Here is a 15,590-nt window from a genome sequence, read left to right as displayed (position 1 = left end):
GTTGTTTTTTCGATGACACTGGTAGCCCTGTCGCTGGCTACGTCGCAGTTGGGGCCGCGCTTGCTCCGCAGTTTCCTGCGCGACAAGACGACTCAGGTCGTGCTGGGCACGTTCGTCGCCACCTTCCTGTATTGTTTGCTCGTCCTCCTTACCATCCGGCGCGAGGAGGAGGTTGCTTTTGTTCCTCATGTGTCAATCACGCTCGGCGTACTCTTTGCAATCGCGAGCGTGGGAGTGCTGATCTATTACATTCACCATTTGTCTGTTTCGATGCAGGCCAACGAGATTGTGGCGCGCGTCAGCAGAGAGTTGATCGCTGGGGTGGACCGCCTGTTTCCGGAACACATCGGACGGGGGGTGCCACGGATTCCGGCAGTGCCACCCGATGCGGAATTTCTAGACGCTTTCGCCCGGGAAGCTCGTCTCATTCCAGCGAGCGCGGACGGATACCTTCAGTTCATCGACACGGACGTCCTGATTGAGTTGGCGATGCAAAAGGACGTAGTAATTCGATTGGAGCGAGTACCCGGCGACTATGTGGTCGCCGGTGGCCCGCTTATACTGGTATGGCCGGGAGAGAGGGCGACCGACGTGCCCACGGATCAGGTCAACAACGCCTTCGCCCTGGGTAACCAGCGGACTTCGGGCCAGGACATCGAGTTCGCGGTTACCCAACTCGTGGAGATCGCTCTGCGCGCCCTCTCCCCGGGAGTGAATGACCCGTTCACGGCGATTACGTGCGTAGATCGCCTGGCGTCCGCGTTGACTCGTTTGGCTACGCGAGACATGCCATCGCCTTATCGCTACGACAGTACGGATCAGCTGAGGGTGATTTCACCAGGGTCTACTTTTGTGGAAGTCACAGATGTGGCCTTCACCCAGATCCGACAAAATTCCCGCTCTAGCACCGCGGTTACTGTCCGTCTGCTGGAAACGATTGCCGAGGTCGCGAGATTCGTACACCGGCCAGAGGATCGCGCTGCGCTGTTACGGCACGCTGAAATGATTGCCCGTGGGGCTAGTGAGGGACTGCCAGAAGATGAGGAACGCCAGAAGGTGGAGGAACGCTTTAAATTTGCGAAACAATTGTTGAGCGAGTCGCCAGATTGTAGCCTCTGAAATTCATGTCTACCTTTTGGGGGCGCTTACGCACGGCGAAGGAGCGTCTTTGCCGCCCTCGCCTCCGGCCGGGATCTGGCTCAGGAACTGATCATTTTCAAAGAAAATGCTACCCACAAATTCTACGAACGAGTCGAGACGATATTATGAGCCCAAACAGCCACCACGATCATCACCATCAGTCTTCGCCGCCCGCCGGCGGCGAGGGGCATAGCGGCCACCGGAAGGCGGCAAAAGATCATGCCGGGCACGATCAGCATGCCGGCCACGACCAGCATGCAGGTCACAGCCCGGAGATGTTTCGCGACAAGTTCTGGCTCTCCCTGATCCTCACCGTGCCGGTCGTTTTCTGGGCGGCACACGTTCAAATGATCTTTCGCTACCAGGCCCCCGAGTTCCCCGGCTCGACGTGGATATCACCCGTCCTTGCCACAGTCGTTTTTCTTTATGGCGGCCTGGTCTTTCTGAAAGGGGCGTGGCGCGAGCTGAGAGCGCGGCTGCCGGGGATGATGACCCTGATCTCGCTGGCCATCTTGGTAGCCTTCATTTTCTCGTGGGTGGTCCAGCTCGGGTTTATTCAGGCGGATGCCATCTGGTGGGAGTTGGCCACGTTGGTGACCATCATGCTGCTGGGCCACTGGATCGAGATGCGCTCGATCTCCCAGGCGCAGGGTGCGCTCCGGGAACTCGCGAAATTAATTCCGGACACCGCGACTCGGGTCTCCGAGCAGGGTGAGCAGACCGTCCCGGTCAGCGAGCTGCGGGAAGGCGACATCGTGCTGGTCCGTCCCGGCGAGAGCGTGCCGGCGGACGGCGTGGTCCAGAAAGGCACCAGCGATCTCAACGAAGCCTTGATTACCGGCGAGTCCAGGCCGGTAAAAAAGCAGGAAGGCGATGAGGTCATCGCCGCGACCATCAATGGTGAGGGTTCCCTGCGCGTTCAGGTTACCGGCACCGGGGAAAAGACCAAGCTTTCCGGGATTATGCGGCTCGTGGCCGACGCCCAAACCTCGAAATCCAAGGCCCAGCATCTGGCCGACCGGGCGGCCCGGATTTTGACCGGGGTGGCCATCGTCGCCGCCGTGGTCACGCTGGTGGTGTGGCAGTTTCTTGGCGCGTCCATCGACTTCTCCATTATTCGCGTGGTGACGGTCCTGGTGATCGCCTGTCCCCACGCCCTGGGCTTGGCCGTGCCGCTGGTCGTCGCCATCTCCACCTCCCTGGGCGCGCAAAACGGCCTGCTGGTGCGGGATCGGCGCGGGCTGGAAGAGGCCCGAAACCTGAATACCGTGATTTTCGACAAGACCGGCACGCTCACCTTGGGAGAATTCCGGGTGGTAGAGATGGCGATGGCCGAGGGGGAGTCCGAGGAGAACCTGCTCCGGGTCGCGGCCGGGGTGGAGGCGGAATCAGAGCACCCGATCGCCCGTGGCATTGTGAAGACGGCGGTGGAACGTAAGCTTGAAGTGCCGTCGGCGGACGGCTTCCGGGCCTTGACCGGGAAGGGTGTTGCCGCATCGGTCGAGGGTGCCGAGTATCACATGGGTGGCCCCGCACTGCTCGAGGCCGAGAACGCGCAGGTGTCGGACACGCTGCGCCAGGCCGCCGACGCGGCCGCCGGTCGCGGGCAGGCTGCCATTTATCTGCTCAGGGACGGCAAGGCCCTGGCGGTCTTCGCCGTGGCCGACGCCATCCGCGAGGAGAGCCGCGAGGCCATCCGGGCGCTGCACGCTCGGGGCATCGAAGTGGCCATGCTCACCGGTGATGCCCAGTCCGTCGCCGATGCCGTCGCCGCTGAACTGGAGATCGACACCGTGTTTGCGCAGGTTCTGCCCGAGGACAAGGCCGTCAAGGTCCGCGAGCTGCAGGATCAGGGCAAGAAAGTCGCGATGGTGGGTGACGGCGTGAACGATGCCCCGGCCCTGGCCACCGCCGACATCGGGATCGCGATCGGCGCCGGTACCGATGTCGCAGTGGAGGCCGGTCACATCGTGCTGGTACGGTCCGACCCGCGCGACATCCCGAAGATCGTCGAGTTGTCCCGCGCGACCTACCGGAAGATGCTCCAGAACCTCTGGTGGGCGGCGGGTTACAACATTTTTGCCATTCCCCTGGCCGCCGGCGCGCTGGCCGCCTGGGGCATCCTTCTCACTCCGGCCGTAGGCGCGGTACTGATGTCCGCAAGTACCGTGATCGTAGCGATCAACGCTCAGCTTCTCAAGCGGGCGCAACTGTAACGGCGAATGGTTATAGCAGGGAAAAAAGCAGCGGCAGGGTGACGAAGGAAAGGAGGATGCCCAGGCCGATCATGGCGGCGGTGAGCTTGGGGGAAAGACCGGCCACCACCGCCAGGGCGCCGGCGGAGACCATGGGGGGCATGCCGGCCTCGAAGACCGCCACCTGCACCGCCGGCCCTTCAAGCCCCAGGGCTTTCACCGCCAGCAAGGCCAGCAGCGGCGCCAGGACGAGTTTGATGGCCAGCCCCAGGCCCATGGGGGCCAGCACCTCGCGGTTGAGGCGCAAGGTCAACTGCAGGCCCACGGCGATCATCACCACCGGTACCAGGGTGGCGGCCAGGCTGGTAAGCAGGGCGGTTGCGGGGGCCGGGAGCGCTGCCGGGTCGGTGCCCAAGGCCAGGGCCAGGGCCAGCAGCAGGGCCAGAAAAGGCGGGAAGGTGGCGATCTTTTTGGCCACCGTGCGCCAGGAGGGTTTTTCACCCTGACTGCCGTACAGGGCCACCACCAAAGAGCCGTAGGTGGCCAGGGCCAAAAAGGAGCCGAACTGGTCGTAGATCAGGGCGTAAGGAATGCCCTCCTCGCCGAAGAAGGCGCTGACCATGGGAATGCCCAAAAACGAGGTATTGCCCAGGGGCACCAGCAGCAGCAGGGTGCCGGTGACCTCCCGGCTCCAGGCCAGGGCGCGAGCCAGCAGCAGCACCGCCAGGGCCGAGGCCGCCAGCATCGCCCAGGGCAGCAGGGCCGGCACCAGCAACTCACGGGAAAACGCCAGTTGCGGCACCTTGAGCAGCACCAGGGCCGGCAGCGAGACGTAGATGACCAGCAGGTTCAGGGTCTGGACGGCGTCTTCGGGCAGTTGCGGCAACCGCTGCAGCAGCAGGCCGATGAGCAGAAAGGAGATGGTTAGAATAAAATTTTCCACCGGTGGGACTCCCGGAACTTGCGTAATGGGGTTCAGGCCGCCCGAGCCTTTTCTTCGCAACCGTTCACCAGGGCCAACGAAGTGTTGATTTAACGGGCTGTTCGTTTACTTTTCTTCCAGCTCTTCCCAGCGCCGGTAGGTGGCGGCCAGCTTTTCCTCCAGGGCCTGCAGGCGCTGCTGGTGGGTGGTGATTTCTTCGGCCGGGCGGCGGTAGAAGTCGGGTTCCGCCATGGCGGCGGTCAGTTTTTCCTGCTCGGCCTCCAGGGCTTCCAGTTGGGCCGGCAGCTCGGCCAGTTCATGTTTTTCGGTAAAACTCAGTTTGGGCCTTGGCTGGGCCGCCGCTTTCGCGCCGGTGGCCCGGCCGTTTTGGTCGTCGCCGGGTTTGCCCCGGCCCACCTTGCCGTTGCCGCCGCCTTTGGCCGCCCCCATCCCGGCGGCTTTTTCCCCCGCCGCCCGCTGGCTGAGCCAGTCCTGATAACCGCCGGCATATTCCACCACCCTCCCCCGGCCCTCAAACACCAGGGTGCTGGTGACCACGTTATCCAGAAAAGCCCGGTCGTGGCTGACCAGCAGCAGGGTGCCATTGAAATCCAGCAGCAGCTCTTCCAGCAACTCCAGGGTTTCCACGTCGAGATCGTTGGTGGGTTCGTCCATCACCAGCACGTTGCAGGGGCGGGTGAAGAGCCGGGCCAGCAGCAGCCGGTTTTTTTCGCCGCCGGACAGGATCGCCACCGGTGAGCGGGCCCTTTCCGGGGCAAAGAGGAAATCCTTCAAATAGCCCAGCACGTGGCGGGGCTGGCCGTTGATGATCACCGTGTCGCGGCCCTCGGCCAGGTTTTCCGCCACCGTGCGGGCCGGATCAAGCTGTTCGCGCTGCTGGTCGAAGTAGCAGATTTCCAGGTTGACCCCCGGGCGCAGATGGCCGGCGGTGGGGGCCAGTTGCCCCAGCAGCAGCCGCAGCAGGGTGGATTTGCCCACCCCGTTGGGGCCAATGATGCCCACCTTGTCGCCGCGCATGATGGTGGTACTCAGCCCGCTGATCACCGGCTGGCCGTCATAGGCAAAGGACAGCTCCTTGGCTTCGGCCACCAGGCGGCCGGAGCGGGCGCCGTCCTGGATCTGCATCTTGACCCGACCGCTTTGCTCCCGCCGGGCCATGCGTTCCCGGCGCATCCGCTGCAGGGCCTCCACCCGGCCCTGGTTACGGGTGCGCCGAGCCTTGATGCCCTGGCGAATCCAGACCTCTTCCTCGGCCAGCTTGCGATCAAATCGGGCGTTTTCGCTGCTTTCGGCGGCCAGCCGTTCATCCCGGCGGCGCAGGTAGTTGTCGTAATCCCCCGGCCAACTGGTGAGCTTGCCCCGGTCCAGCTCGATGATGCGGGTGGCCAGGCGGCGGACCAGTTGCCGGTCGTGGGTGATAAAGAGCAGGGCGCCGGAGAAGTTCAGCAGAATCTCCTCCAGCTTGGTGATGGCGGCGATATCCAGGTGGTTGGTGGGTTCATCCAGCAGCAGCAGCTCGGGGTCGCCGGCCAAGGCCCGGGCCAGCAGCACCCGGCGCTTGAGCCCGCCGGAGAGTTCGGCAAACTGCTGCTCGACGGGCAGCTCCAGGCGGCTTAAAACCTTCTCCAGGTGCAACTGATCCACCGGCCCAGGCCCGCTTGCCGCCACTTCACGGACCGTGCCCCGCAGCCCCGGCGGCACCTCCTGCTCCAGGCTGCCGCAGCGCAGCCCCTTGCGGCGCACGATCTCGCCGCCGTCCAGCTCCACCTCGCCGCTGATTACCCGCAGCAGGGTGGACTTGCCTTCGCCGTTGCGCCCCAGCAGGCAGACCCGCTCGCCGGGTTCAACCTGCAGATCGATCTGATCCAGCAACGGGCGGCCGCCGAAGGCCAGGCTGACCTGTTGTAAAGAAACCAGGGACATAAAAAATAATTCTCCCGCAAAATTCAGCAAAGTCGGTAAAAAACGAAATCGCGAAAGTACCCGGCGCCATGGCGGTTGTCAACAGCCGCCTGCCACCCGGCCGGCGACGAATGTTTCTCAGGACGCGCGGCAAATCTGTGTATAAAGCGCTTCGGTCTGGTCCGACGGGCTGATGCCAAGTCCACCAGCCAGCGCCCGGCGGCAGCGCCGGTAAGCAGCGACCGCTTCGGCCTTCTGGCCCAGGCGGGAGTGGCAGACCATGCTCCGGCGGTGGAATTCCTCGTTAAGTTCGTCAATCTCAAGCCCCCGGCGGTAGGCGGCCAGGGCCGCTTCCAAACAACCGGCTTCATGGTGATAAGCCCCCAGTCTGGCCAGCAGAACAAGCACGCGGGCACGTATACGGTCACGGCAGATGGCTGCCCAGGACTCTTCATGGGTCGGCAAAAAATCACCCTGAAAACGGCTTACGGCCAACTCGCTCAAACGGGCGGCCGGTGCGGCGGCTGACGCTTTTTTCCTGGTCGCCACACGATCCGCCTCCTCCCAGGCTTTCTCGGCCTCCCGCAACCGCATTTCCAGTTCAACGACATCAACCCGGCAACCATCAGGGTTGATCTCCACCTGGCCGTGATGATAGAGGATGTGGCTGCGACCGCCCAGCAGCTTGCGTAAGCGTGCCAGATTGACCTCAAAGGATTTATGAGCAGCATCCCCGTCGGCATCCGGCCAGAGAAAATCGCTGAGCCGCTCCTCTTTTACCCCCCGGTCGCCCATTGCGATCAAAATTTTTAGCATTTCCAACGGTTTGCGCGGGGTTTTGCCGGCAAAAACCAGAGGCACCCCATCCCTGATTAAGGTAAAACCCCCCATTGTATTTATCGCCAGCGGGTAAGGCCAGTCAGTCGCCGCTTTTCCCTTGAGAAGAGCAGGCGGCACCAGTCGGCACTTTTTGATGATCATGCCGGCCTGTTCGATTTCGATGCCGCGGGTCAGGGCCTCGGCACAAAGAGATGCCAAGGCGGCCGGACTGGCGATCCAAAAAAGATTGTAGACGCCCTGTTCTCGCCCCAGTCGCAAAGCCTGCGCCAAGGCCGCCGAGGCCTCCCGCTCATCGCCGGCCAGGAATTCCAGCCGGGCACGGGCCATTAGACATCCATAGCGGAAGGTGCGACTGCCGGTGCGACGGCTCAGCTCTTCCGCCTCCTGCAGAAAATCACGGGCCTTCCTTAAGTCGCCGATCTCGAGCAGGATCCAGACCAGGCCTAGCAGCACAATAATTTGCGGGAAAACATAACCGGTTGCGCGAGTGAACCGCAGAGCCACCTCCCCCTGAACCCGGGCCTTGGCCAATTTCCCATCAACCATGGCGCTCCACGCCTCAAGATAGTGATACTGCCCGACCATATGGCGCCGGTTAGGGTTGAGCCCGGCCGCGATCCGCCCGATAAAACCGCGCGCCCGCCTGATGTCCCCATGGGAAAGCGCGGCATATCCGCCCACCGCCAACAGCGGTTGGTCCCAAATATGGATCCCGGTTTCTTCGGCATATTTAAGTGCTTCGGCAACCTTGTTCAAAGCCCCCTCATAATCCGACTCCAGCCATACGGCAATGGCCGCTTCCAGCCAGAACCAGATCAACCGGATCAGCGGCGAAGCCCCGCTGTTCTGGGCAAGCTGCCTGATCTCTTCAAGCAGCACGGCGGCGGCTTCCAGGTCACCGACCCAGTAAAAATAGTTGACGATGTAAGAATAGGAACTGACTCGATAGGTGATATCCGGATGATCACGGGCTTCTTCTGTGGCACGCTGGATCCAGTAGCTGATTTCGGGATGATCCGGCCTGGCGATCATCAGCGCCGCCGCCATGCTGGAAGCCACCCGGGCTTCAGCCTGGGGCGACGGGCAGGCAACGCCGCGGGCCCTGGCTTCATCAAGCCAGGCGATCCAGTTCCGCAGGGGGGTGAAATCATCCCATTCAAAGCGAAAGCCGTCGACAATCGCCGACCAGGCCAGAAACTTAAGGGGATCGCCCTCTGCACAGTGGCTGAAAACAACTTCCAGTTCTCTCCTGGCCCCGGCCGGATCGGAAAATTGCCCGGCCAGCCCACACCAGTAGAGCAGGATCGGATTTTTTCGCCGCCGCTCCTCGGGCAGGCCGCCGAGCCAGTCAATTATCACCTGCTGTCGCCCCCGAGCCAGCAATTCCAGACCGCGACGCTGCAGCAGCAGCGCCAGCTCATCCAGGGCCTCTGCTTCCAGCAACAGTTCGACGGCCGGCTCGATCGTCTCCTCATCCACCAAAATGGCAGCCGCCTTTAGCTTTATCGCTTGCAGTTGCGCGGCCGTTAAAACTTCCGCCGCCGTTAAGCGCAGGAATTTACCGAACAGCGAATGATAGGAGTATATCGGCTCCCGACCCCGTCGGCGCTCGATAAAGAAATGGTTCTGATAAAGTCGTTCCAGGATCGTCGCCGCCGACCCTCCGGTCAACTCTTTGGCCGTCCGGGGGGTCATCTCTGGCAGAAAAGCGGTAGCGAGCATAAAGGACCGAAGCTCCTCGGCCGCGGCAGCCAGAGTTTCGTTGGCGAAATAGTTGAAGATCTCTTCGGTGTGGACGATTCGGACCGGCTCTTCTCTCGATGGCTCATTTTTCAGTTTTTCGGCCAGCAGGACCAGGCCGGCGACCCACCCCCCGGTTTGCTCGCAGATCGTTTCAATCTCCGTCGGAGCAAACCGCCACTCTTCGTTTGTCGTCAGCAGCGCCCGGGACTCTTCCGGAGTAAAGCGAAGCTCGTCCCAGCCGACAACCCCCATTGTTTGTAAGGCCCTGAAGCGGGCGAAATGGGGCGGCGGTTGCCGCCGACTGATCACAATTATCGACACCCCCGGCGGCAAAACCTCCAGGGCCAGCCTGAACATGGACAGAAAGGGCGATTCCGGCGCGATCTCCTCAAAGTTATCGAACACGATGATCGCCGGCCGGGGGATAAGCCGGTAAAAGGACTCGAAATATCTCCTGGTGAAGGTCTCGAGACCCAAGGGACACTCGGGGGTCGGCTGGAGCAGTTCATCGACCAGTACCTTTTGTTCGCCGGCTGCCAGCCGCAAATAGTAGAAAAGAGTGGCGATATCGTTGTCGTTATCATCCAGCCGGTACCAGAGCTGAAAATGATCGCAGCGCTCAAGATAACTGTTTACCAGGGTCGTCTTGCCGCAACCCGCCGGGCCGGTGACCCAGGTGATCGGTCGGCCCGGCCCGGCGGCCTGCCGGTCCGGGTTTTTATCACCGCGACACCCGGTAATCAGCCTGAACAAACGCTCACGAACGATCCTGTCCGCGCCCGGCGGCCGGGTAATCTTGGCAATGGCAGGAAAATGCACCCTCCGACCCTCCGAATATTACTGTCAGGCAGATAAATTTGTTCGCTGATCCCCAACGAAAAGAACATTTCTTTTTTCTGAGCTTGCCACATTTAACCGCCATACTCAAACAATATGTAGGCAATTTGTGGGTAGCGCAATGTTAGCCTGAAATTGTCAGTTGGCCCTTTGCCGGTTTGCCGATGACCTTCTTGTTGAGAACACAAAACTGACGTTATGGTACGCGCCGTTGCCATAATCATCGCTTTTTCTGTGGTTGGGATCCGTAAAATTTTTCTTGATAGGAGCAGGAATCGATGAAAATAAGAGCGGGCATTTTCGCCCTGGTCTCAATCATGACCCTGATGATCCTGGCTGCCGGAGTTGCCCCGGCCCTTGCCCAACCGGTAACGGAACATCCGTTGATCCGTCCGTTCCCCGGCGCGGTGCTGCATGAGAGAAGCTCCGTACAGCAGAATTTCGACGCGTATGATTTCCAGGTGAAAAATCCCCAAACGGGAAGAGCGGACACAAGAACAGTCAAGGGCGAATATCGCCGACTGCTCTATTATCTGTACCGTGAAGACGGGAGCCGCAACACCTCCGTGTCCAGGGTCGAATACTTTGAAAACTTCAAGGCCGCCGCCATTGCCAAAAGCGGTGAAATTAAATGGGAAGACTCCCGAGGCCTGGTTTTCACCATTCCCCGGGAAGACGGAGGGCTCACCTGGTGCCGGGTCGAGGTGTCGGTCGGGGCGGGTTCGACCACCCTTATCATCATCGACGAGCAACCGCTGGCAACCACCCTGGAGTTCGGGTCGGCCCAAATGATGGCGGCGCTGGACGCCGACGGCAAGGTGGCCCTCTACGGTATTCTTTTCGATTACGATAAGGCCACCCTGCAACAGGCTTCCGACAAACAACTCCAGGAAGTGCTGACCCTGCTGCACACCAACCCCGATCTTGCCCTGGAGATACAGGGCCATACCGACAGTGACGGCAGCGCCGCCTACAACCTGGAACTTTCCCAGCGGCGGGCGGAGTCGGTGCGCAACTACCTGCTTCTATTCGGCGTTGCTCCCTCAAGGCTGGAAGCCACCGGCTATGGTGAAAAAATGCCGATGGCGCCCAATGACACCCCCGAGAACAAGGCAAAAAATCGGCGGGTGGAACTGGTCCGGCTGGCCCGGTAGCGAACAGTAATAACCGACTAATTACAGGAGGTTGAAAATGCCGGTTTTACAGGATCGTAAATTTCTGCTTGGGCTGATGGCGGTGGTGCTGGCACTGACGATGAGCCAGATGCCGCGGGCGGCCGAGGCGCAACCGTTGGCGGCCCCGGTCTATCCCGGCGCGGTGGCGGCGGAACACGCGGTGGCGGAACAGCAACGGGTCTACATGCGGGTATTTTACAGTCATGACCCCATTGCGAGCGTGGTCGACTTTTACCGGCAGCACCTGGGCCCGCCGGAGGAACTCCGGGCCGGAGGGCAGACCCACCAGCAGGAGATCGGCGGGGGACGTTTCACACACTACCGCTACGTGCTGCACCGGGTAATCCCCCTGGAAAAGGCCGCTCTTCATCCCGAACTGGTGGCGGTGGAAATTTCCAGCCCCAGCCCTCCGGCGGAGGACGCGCCGGCCGGCATGACCATGCCGCCGCAACTGGCCGATGCCGACTTCAGATGTAAGCCGCCGTCGGATTTTTTCGAACCACTGCTGAACATGGTGGTCAATGACCCCGCCCGCGACTGGCCGGACTTCAACGCCGTCTGCGAACGTTTTCACCATCTGCAATGGAGCCTGTTTTTCCCTTCCGCAGTTCAGGATGAGCGGGGGCGCGCCCTGAACCAGGCCCAGGCTATGCTCCGCCGGTATCATGATGAAAACCTGCCGCCGGTGCTTAGCGAGGCCGACATGGAGGCAATGGCCATCCAGATGCAGACCCTGGCCATGTCCGGCCGCATGGAGGAGGCCCAGGAAATGGCCCGGCAGATGGCGGCCGGCACCCGTTCGCCCGGCATGCCCGTCGGAACCCCCGGCACCGCCGCCGGCATTGATTGGGACGACTGGGTCGACCTGCTGGCTGAAATTGACCAACACGCTTACCGCACCCGGATCATGATCCACACCGACCCGACCACCTGGCCCGATCGAATTCGTTTACGGGAAAAGGATTGAACACTGCCAACCACCAGCGAGGGAGGAAAACCATGAAAACTGCATTTACCACTCTAATCAGCGTATTTTTCCTGTTGGCGGCCGGCACCTTCATCGTCCCAGCGGCCACGGCCCAGGCGCAATCCGGCGGCCCGGACATGGGAACGGCCCGCGCCGAGGATTATCATGGACCCAAAGCGGCCATCGCGGTGGCCGACTTTGAAGACAAGACCGTGGGCCGAGGGCAGTACCGCCGGGAATACGGCCGCGGCATGCAGGACATGCTGATAACCGAACTGTTCAACACCGACCGTTACATTGTGCTGGAACGGGAGAAACTCTCGGCGGTCATCGCCGAGCAGGACCTGGGCGCCAGCGGCCGGTTCCGCCAGGATACCACCGCCCCCATCGGCGAACTGGAAGGCGCCCAGCTTATGGTAATCGCCGCCGTCACCGGTTTTGACCCCGGCACCGCCGGCACCAAGGGTACGGTCAAAGGCCGCAGCGGGCTGCTGGGCGACCGGCTGGGAAGGCTGACCGCCGGCGTTCAGCAGGCCCATGTGGCCCTGGACCTGCGCGTCGTCGATACCGCCACCGGCCGGATACTGTCCGCCACCAATGTGGAGGGCAAAGCCCGCAGCTTCGACCTGGGCGGCTCGGTCTTTGGTTCCGGGGGCTCCGGCGATCTTTCCACCTTTGCCCGGACCCCCATGGAACAGGCCATCCGCCGGGCCATTGCCGAGGCGGTGGATTTTGTGGTCGAGCAAACGCCGGCGGAATTTTATCATCACCGTTAGTTAAATGGCCAAGGCTGACAACAGCGCCAAAAGTGCCGGAAAGGTCTTTATCGGGTGACGGGTTTTTGCGAGGCTATCAAAGTTGAACACGGTCGATGGCCGGGGAGGGTAAAGATGATCGGGGGAAATGTGCTGATAACCGCAGTGGCCGCCCTGACCGCCTTCTTCACGCTGCTGCCGGCGCCGCCGACAGCTCTGGCAAAAGAAAAAATTTCGCCCGGCATGCCATCGACGCCGGATCATACCTGGGGGGCGCCCCCGGGGCAGGTGATTATTGACGCCCCATACCCTCCTCCCCATATGTATTACCCGCCCCCCGGATATCCCGGCTGGCCGCCCCACTATCATCATCCGGGCGCCCCACCGTATTATCGCCCTTATTATCCGCCATTTCCGGGTTATCCACCCTATTATCAGCGGGAAACACCCTGGTATGAAGAGCCGCCCCCGCTCCCGGCCGGCCGTTTACGGCTGCTGGTGGAACCGGTGCAGGCACAAGCCACCATCAACGACTATCCTCTCCAGCGCCACCCCGACCTCTCCTTCGAGGTCGGGCTGCTGCCGGGCGACTATCTTCTGCAGGTCAGCGCCGAGGGATACGAACCACAGCAGCGCCAGGTGCGCATCAAAGGCGGCGAACGGATTCACCTTACCGTTAGCCTGGAGCGGATTGTCGAACCGTAAGCGACCACGGTGACTGGATACGGCGAACCTTGAATTGGTTCGGTTGTCTCAATCATTTTTTTTATTGATGACTTCGCAAGAAGTCATCAAGGCGTCCATGGACGGACTTTTTGCGAGTTTATCTTAATTGGGAGGTAAGGATATGCGAACAATCACAACCAATCTGTTTTTGCTACTGATGGGGGCAGCATTGCTGCTGGCGGCCCCGGCGGCAATCCACGCCCAGGGACAACCGGTGGCCTTTTCCGCCGATTTTATCGACACCGATAACGGCGACATCATCCAAGGCAAGTACTACGCCAGCCCCGAAGGCATTCGCCTGGAAAGCGCCAGCGACGGTGAACCTTTTATCACCATCGTCAATTTTGCCCACAATCGCTCCTGGATGGTGCAAGTGCAAGAACGCACCTACCTGGAAATTCCTTTCCAGCCCGAAGATGCCGGCGACTTTTTATCGCCCTGCCCCGAGCTGACCACCCCCCGCAAGGTCGGCAGCGAAACCCTGCAAGGCCGCAAGGTGGAAAAATGGCTCTGCGAAAGGCCCGGCCGCGCCCGGGGCGCCATCACAGTGTGGTTCGACCCGCGCCTGCAGGCGGCAATCCGCTCCGAGGACGGAAAAAAAGTAACCGAGATGCGCAATATCAAGGAGGGCCGGCAGCCCAGCGAACTTTTCCAACCGCCGACCGGCTACACCAAAATGGAAATGCCCGGTATGGACTTTTTCGGCGGCTTCGGCGAATAAGTTACCGATTTAATTATGGGGTTTTCAGGCGATAACCGACGCCACGAACGGTTTCGATCAACCCACCGGAAGCGCCCAGCTTTTTGCGCAGGCCGAAGACCTGGACATCCACCGCCCGGGGGGTGATGGCGTAGTCGTAGCCCCGCACCGCGTCGATGATCTGCTGGCGGCTGAAGACCCAGCCGGGGCGGCGGACCAGCAGATCCAGGATGCCGAACTCGGACAGGGTAAGGGCCACCGGTTCGCCCTTGACCGTCACCTCGTAGCGGCGGGAATCGATGGCCAGGTCATGGACGCGCAGCACCCCGCCCTCCTCGTCTTCCGGGTTGTTTTCCTCCCGGCTGCGACGCAGGGCGGACTTGATGCGGGAGAGCAGGATCTTGGGGCTGAAGGGCTTGGTGATGTAGTCGTCGGCCCCCAGATCCAGGCCGGTGCTGACGTCGTCTTCGTCGGTGCGGGCGGTGAGCATGATGATGGGCAGGCGGCGGTGGCGGGGCTCCCGGCGCAGGGTCTTACACACCTGGTAGCCGTCCATCCCCGGCAGCATCACGTCCAGCACCAGCAGGTCGGGGTTCTCCCGGCCCACCATGGCCAGGGCCTGTTCGCCGTTGTCGGCATAGAGTACCTGGTAACCGGCCTTGGCCAGGTTGTAGCCCACCAGTTGCTGGATATTTTCGTCATCCTCGACGATGAGGATGGTGGGTTTGGCGGCGCTGTTCGTCGTCATGGCTGGCCCTTCCACTGGCTCACTGATGGCTGCGGCCATCAACACGGTAAACCGTTAACGCATCGGCGCTCTGTTGTGATCGGGGCGGAACCGGAATCCGCGCGATCACAACGGGGCGCCGACCACGCCGCCTCCAGGGCTCGGCGGCGCCCGCCCCCCCGGTTATTAAAGCGGCTGATGCCGGACAATCTCGCCCTGCGCCATGTAGATTACATCTTCGCAGATATTGGTGCAATGATCGGCGATCCGCTCCAGTGAGCGGGCCACCCCCAGCAGCTTGGCCAGGTACACGTGCTGGGCGGGATTGCCGACGATGATCTCTTCCAGTTCCTCCCGGATGGCCCGCTTGTCGGTATCCACCGCGTCATCGGTGACGCAGACCTTATAGGCCGTATCGACATCGCCGTTCAGGAAGGCTTCCATGGTCCAGCGCAACATGATCAGGGTCTTTTCATACATTGCTTCCAGCATTTCCGGCAGCATCAGGCCGTTGGCCCGCAACTGATCGATCTTCAGGGCGTCGATCTGCAGCACCTTGTCGGCGATCTTGGCCACCAGGTCGCCGATCCTTTCCAGGTCGCCGTTGACCTTGAGCACCGTGACCAGAAAACGCAGATCACCGGCCACCGGGTGGTGCAGGGCCATGATCCGCAGGCATTGTTCCTCCAGGGCGATCTCCAGGCGGTCGATCTCCTGCTTGTCAAAACGGACTACCTCGCGGGCCAGGTCGGCATCCCTGGTCAGCAGGGATTTGATTGCCCGCTGCAGGTTTTCTTCAATCAGGGTGCCGATCTCCCCGGTCCGGTTTTTGACTTTTTCGATTTCCGGCTGAATAAGGCGCGTCATAACGGGTTCCCTGCTAGGCATGTGGTTTTTCAAAGGCGACCGCTGATCATTATCGACCGGGCGGGCCAACTGT

Annotated in this window: 12 protein-coding genes; 7 read left to right on the top strand and 5 right to left on the bottom strand. The window is 61.5% G+C overall.

Features of this window, described 5'->3' with window-relative positions; translation table 11 throughout:
• Both P0N66_RS11105 and P0N66_RS11100 read left to right on the top strand, forming a co-directional pair.
• A partial coding sequence (locus P0N66_RS11105; protein WP_275805374.1) for a DUF2254 domain-containing protein occupies positions 1 to 1,119 on the top strand: 1,119 nt, incomplete at its 5' end.
• A 146-nt stretch (positions 1,120 to 1,265) separates the two neighbouring features.
• Positions 1,266 to 3,356, top strand: coding sequence for a copper-translocating P-type ATPase (locus P0N66_RS11100; RefSeq protein ID WP_275805372.1), 2,091 nt, complete (start codon positions 1,266 to 1,268; stop codon positions 3,354 to 3,356).
• Positions 3,357 to 3,366: 10 nt separating this feature from the next.
• Here the strand turns inward: P0N66_RS11100 and P0N66_RS11095 are convergent, their stop codons facing one another.
• The 3 genes from P0N66_RS11095 to P0N66_RS11085 all read right to left on the bottom strand — a co-directional run bounded on the left by P0N66_RS11095 (position 3,367) and on the right by P0N66_RS11085 (position 9,582).
• Positions 3,367 to 4,278, bottom strand: a complete 912-nt coding sequence (locus P0N66_RS11095) for an AEC family transporter (RefSeq protein WP_275805370.1) — start codon at positions 4,276 to 4,278, stop codon at positions 3,367 to 3,369.
• 105 nt (positions 4,279 to 4,383) lie between these two features.
• Entirely contained in the window at positions 4,384 to 6,201 is a 1,818-nt protein-coding gene (locus P0N66_RS11090) for an ATP-binding cassette domain-containing protein (RefSeq protein WP_275805368.1), read from the bottom strand.
• A gap of 117 nt (positions 6,202 to 6,318) precedes the next feature.
• The gene (locus tag P0N66_RS11085; protein ID WP_275805366.1) at positions 6,319 to 9,582 is read right to left on the bottom strand and encodes an AfsR/SARP family transcriptional regulator; all 3,264 of its coding nucleotides are present in this window, start codon (positions 9,580 to 9,582) and stop codon (positions 6,319 to 6,321) included.
• 296 nt (positions 9,583 to 9,878) lie between these two features.
• Between P0N66_RS11085 and P0N66_RS11080 the strand changes: the two genes are divergently transcribed.
• The 5 genes from P0N66_RS11080 to P0N66_RS11060 all read left to right on the top strand — a co-directional run bounded on the left by P0N66_RS11080 (position 9,879) and on the right by P0N66_RS11060 (position 13,944).
• On the top strand, positions 9,879 to 10,754 hold the full coding sequence (locus tag P0N66_RS11080; protein WP_275805364.1) for an OmpA family protein: 876 nt from the start codon (positions 9,879 to 9,881) through the stop codon (positions 10,752 to 10,754).
• Positions 10,755 to 10,791: 37 nt separating this feature from the next.
• The gene (locus P0N66_RS11075) at positions 10,792 to 11,742 is read left to right on the top strand and encodes a hypothetical protein (protein WP_275805362.1); all 951 of its coding nucleotides are present in this window, start codon (positions 10,792 to 10,794) and stop codon (positions 11,740 to 11,742) included.
• Positions 11,743 to 11,774: 32 nt separating this feature from the next.
• Positions 11,775 to 12,518, top strand: a complete 744-nt coding sequence (locus P0N66_RS11070) for a CsgG/HfaB family protein (protein ID WP_275805360.1) — start codon at positions 11,775 to 11,777, stop codon at positions 12,516 to 12,518.
• Positions 12,519 to 12,632: 114 nt separating this feature from the next.
• The gene (locus tag P0N66_RS11065) at positions 12,633 to 13,202 is read left to right on the top strand and encodes a PEGA domain-containing protein (RefSeq protein ID WP_275805358.1); all 570 of its coding nucleotides are present in this window, start codon (positions 12,633 to 12,635) and stop codon (positions 13,200 to 13,202) included.
• Between the two features lie 142 nt (positions 13,203 to 13,344).
• The gene (locus tag P0N66_RS11060) at positions 13,345 to 13,944 is read left to right on the top strand and encodes a LolA-like protein (protein WP_275805356.1); all 600 of its coding nucleotides are present in this window, start codon (positions 13,345 to 13,347) and stop codon (positions 13,942 to 13,944) included.
• A 13-nt stretch (positions 13,945 to 13,957) separates the two neighbouring features.
• Here P0N66_RS11060 and P0N66_RS11055 read toward each other — a convergent pair whose 3' ends face one another.
• Together P0N66_RS11055 and phoU are read right to left on the bottom strand one after the other, a co-directional pair.
• The gene (locus P0N66_RS11055) at positions 13,958 to 14,671 is read right to left on the bottom strand and encodes a response regulator transcription factor (RefSeq protein WP_275805354.1); all 714 of its coding nucleotides are present in this window, start codon (positions 14,669 to 14,671) and stop codon (positions 13,958 to 13,960) included.
• A gap of 165 nt (positions 14,672 to 14,836) precedes the next feature.
• Positions 14,837 to 15,517, bottom strand: a complete 681-nt coding sequence (gene phoU / locus P0N66_RS11050; RefSeq protein ID WP_275805352.1) for a phosphate signaling complex protein PhoU — start codon at positions 15,515 to 15,517, stop codon at positions 14,837 to 14,839.
• Between the last annotated feature and the right edge of the window lie 73 nt (positions 15,518 to 15,590).

The sequence above is a fragment of the Desulfurivibrio dismutans genome (genome assembly GCF_029210385.1).
Classification (GTDB): domain Bacteria; phylum Desulfobacterota; class Desulfobulbia; order Desulfobulbales; family Desulfurivibrionaceae; genus Desulfurivibrio; species Desulfurivibrio dismutans.
This window is presented reverse-complemented; position numbering and strand designations above follow the sequence as displayed.

Bases quoted from the DNA above. Each gene is read 5' to 3' on its own strand.
- P0N66_RS11100 (WP_275805372.1), top strand. From the start codon at position 1,266: ATGAGCCCAAACAGCCACCACGATCATCACCATCAGTCTTCGCCGCCC.
- P0N66_RS11090 (WP_275805368.1), bottom strand. From the start codon at position 6,201: ATGTCCCTGGTTTCTTTACAACAGGTCAGCCTGGCCTTCGGCGGCCGC.
- P0N66_RS11080 (WP_275805364.1), top strand. From the start codon at position 9,879: ATGAAAATAAGAGCGGGCATTTTCGCCCTGGTCTCAATCATGACCCTG.
- P0N66_RS11075 (WP_275805362.1), top strand. From the start codon at position 10,792: ATGCCGGTTTTACAGGATCGTAAATTTCTGCTTGGGCTGATGGCGGTG.
- P0N66_RS11070 (WP_275805360.1), top strand. From the start codon at position 11,775: ATGAAAACTGCATTTACCACTCTAATCAGCGTATTTTTCCTGTTGGCG.
- P0N66_RS11065 (WP_275805358.1), top strand. From the start codon at position 12,633: ATGATCGGGGGAAATGTGCTGATAACCGCAGTGGCCGCCCTGACCGCC.
- P0N66_RS11060 (WP_275805356.1), top strand. From the start codon at position 13,345: ATGCGAACAATCACAACCAATCTGTTTTTGCTACTGATGGGGGCAGCA.
- P0N66_RS11055 (WP_275805354.1), bottom strand. From the start codon at position 14,671: ATGACGACGAACAGCGCCGCCAAACCCACCATCCTCATCGTCGAGGAT.
- phoU (WP_275805352.1), bottom strand. From the start codon at position 15,517: ATGACGCGCCTTATTCAGCCGGAAATCGAAAAAGTCAAAAACCGGACC.